General features: G+C 38.5%; 3 protein-coding genes and 1 pseudogene. All 4 read left to right on the top strand.

Features of this window, described 5'->3' with window-relative positions:
- A pseudogene (locus AC1DPZ_RS25120) lies at positions 1-385 on the top strand (PorP/SprF family type IX secretion system membrane protein); the annotation flags it as partial.
- 39 nt (positions 386-424) lie between these two features.
- The gene (locus AC1DPZ_RS25125; protein WP_477408639.1) at positions 425-868 is read left to right on the top strand and encodes a hypothetical protein; all 444 of its coding nucleotides are present in this window, start codon (positions 425-427) and stop codon (positions 866-868) included.
- 164 nt (positions 869-1032) lie between these two features.
- Entirely contained in the window at positions 1033-1665 is a 633-nt protein-coding gene (locus AC1DPZ_RS25130; protein ID WP_477408641.1) for an RNA polymerase sigma factor, read from the top strand.
- A partial coding sequence (locus AC1DPZ_RS25135) for a hypothetical protein (RefSeq protein WP_477408643.1) occupies positions 1662-2673 on the top strand: 1012 nt, incomplete at its 3' end. The genes AC1DPZ_RS25130 and AC1DPZ_RS25135, both read left to right, overlap by 4 nt.

The raw sequence follows: 2673 nt of genomic DNA on the forward strand, positions 1-2673 counted from the left end.
GAACCAGGATGAGAACCTGGATGACGACGAAAAATCATTTTTTATTCCTTCAGTAGTTTTTTACAAACAGTCAACCGCACAATCAATAAATGTAGGCCTACAGTATAAGCGGCACAATCTTAATGCGGGGTTATGGGTTCGTACCAGTGGTTCAGGCGGGCCCACAGCCATTACGTTTTCGCTTATTTTTGATATTTTTATGAATAAAGAAGGCGGAGAGAAGTTTCGATTTGGTATAAGTCATGATGCACCCGTTTCGGGCGTTAATTATAGTAATACAAGTGGAACTACAGAAGGAAGTGTGGGGTATGAAACTACCCTCCCCTCGCGAACCGATACTTATCACAAATTTGCCGGCTCCAGGCGTTGTTTTGATTTTTATTGATGATTTTTTTATACATTTAGCATCATTTAACTTAAGTTGATGGAGAGGATCTATCCTAAAGTAATGCCTGAGCAATCTTACCTCATAGGCAAGCAGCATAAAAAGAAAACGGCTATTGCCGGTGGATGGATGCTGATAGCTTTTGGCGTTATTTTTATGGCGGTGATAATAAAATTTGCTACTTCGGGCGGCTCATCGGCTATTTTATCTTTCAGGACATTCCCAGCCGGCGATGATGCCTATCAGATAGCCAAAGAATACGTTGGCCCAACAATAAAAGAGAGAAATATTGTATTTGCTGACCGTTATCAGTTTGCTAAAAAATCTGATTCGGTATTTGTTATTAGATTTTACGTTACCTCGATTGATGAAAATGGAGGTAAGACTAAAACCAATTTTCAGATCACTTTAAAATATAACGGTGGCCCAAAAGCCGTTCAGGATAACTGGACAATGGTTGATATGAAAGAAAATCATGACTGATTCAGTGGGGTGCCTTGTTTTCTATATATTTAAAGATAAAAACAAGGTTTCACCATTAGATTCAAAAACCACTGAAAAAAAGTAAACATTATGGCAACCTTTAGTTGCTTAATATCGTGTTAACTGCAGATAAGGAAAATTAAAATAAGGTAGAAGCCCGCTATATGGGAGAAGCAGAACTACAAGAGTTGATTGCAGGCTGTTTACAGCATAACCGAAAAGACCAAAAGATGCTTTATAAAGCATTTTATGGCTTTGCTATGAGTATATGCCTGCGCTATGCCGGTAATAGGTATGAAGCTTCTGAAATCATGAACCAGGGTTTTTTAAAGGTGTTCACCAACCTGCAGAAATACGATACAGGTCGGCCTTTCATTGCCTGGGTTGGTCGTATTATGATGAATACCTCGGTTGATTATTACCGAAGTAACCTGAAGCTTTCGCTTAACGATGACCTGGATGCTGCTGAAGATATAGGACATAATGATCTACCCGACCAGAAATTGAATTACGACGACCTTATCGGGATGATACAGCAGCTGCCAAATGCCTACCGTACTGTGTTTAACCTTTTTGCTATTGAAGGCTTTTCGCACGAGGAAATAGCAACACAATTGGGTATCAGTACAGGTACATCAAAATCAAACCTGTTTAAAGCCAGGGAAAAATTAAAAAATATGGTAATCAATTCCAGACGGCTTCCGGAATCAAATTCCGGCGACTCACAACATAACATTGTTGCAATAGGTGCAATAAGCATAAGCATGTCTGTATTGATTGAATTAATAATAAAATGAAAGAGAAAAGCGAAAATAAATTGGATCAATTATTCAAAGACGGGGTATCCGGCTCTGAAGATCATATTGCTTTTCGTGAGGAGGATTGGGAATCAATGGAACAATTGCTGGATGGTAAATCCAATAAAAAGGCAATACTATTCCGTATAATTTATTACGCATCGGGCATTGCAGCATTGTTGTTGCTTGCTATCGGCTTATACCTTTATAATAAAGAAAAAACAGATCCAACAAATACGAATTTACAGAGCAAGAACACTAAAAATCAACCCAAAAAAGATAACGGCCAAAATGATCATCCGGTTAAAACACCTGCCGCTAAGCTGCAACCTCAACAGGAAAGTTTAGGAAGTAATAGTACACAAAGCCAAACGCCATTTCCATTAACTATCCCTGCTAAAGGACGTAAACACCCGTATCCTGGTATAATACCATTTAAAGGTTATGATAGTTTACCAATGGATACTGTTGCCGCCAGGACTAATAACCTGATGGCTGGTAAAACATTAAAAGATACTATAAAAGATAAGGCTGTTAATTTGGCAACTAACAATGCGCTGGCAAACAACAAAACGCAAACAACAAATACAGCTGCGGTTGATACGGTTTTAGATAAAAATAAAATTGCATTGGCAAATAATGGCGTAAAAAACAATGATGCTATATCTGATACAATAACCCAAAAGGCTGCTGCGAAGGAAGCAAAAAAACAAATAGCATCAGTTAAAGCCTCTGCGTTGAGGAACCGGCCGCAATTTTCTATCAGTGTATTGGCTGCATCTGATGCCAATGCGGTTAACTCATTTAATCACAGCCAAACCGGTACTAATTATGGCATACAATTTTCGGTACGTTTAACCAGGAAACTGATTATAAGTACTGGTGCTGCTTATGCAATTAAGCCATACTCAAGCAGCAGTGGAAGTTATAATTCATCGTCTTATAGCCCATCAATAACGCCAACCAATATCCAGGCAAATTGTAAGGTTCTTGATATTCCTTTAAATG

The sequence above is a fragment of the Mucilaginibacter sp. P4_G9 genome (genome assembly GCF_056400985.1).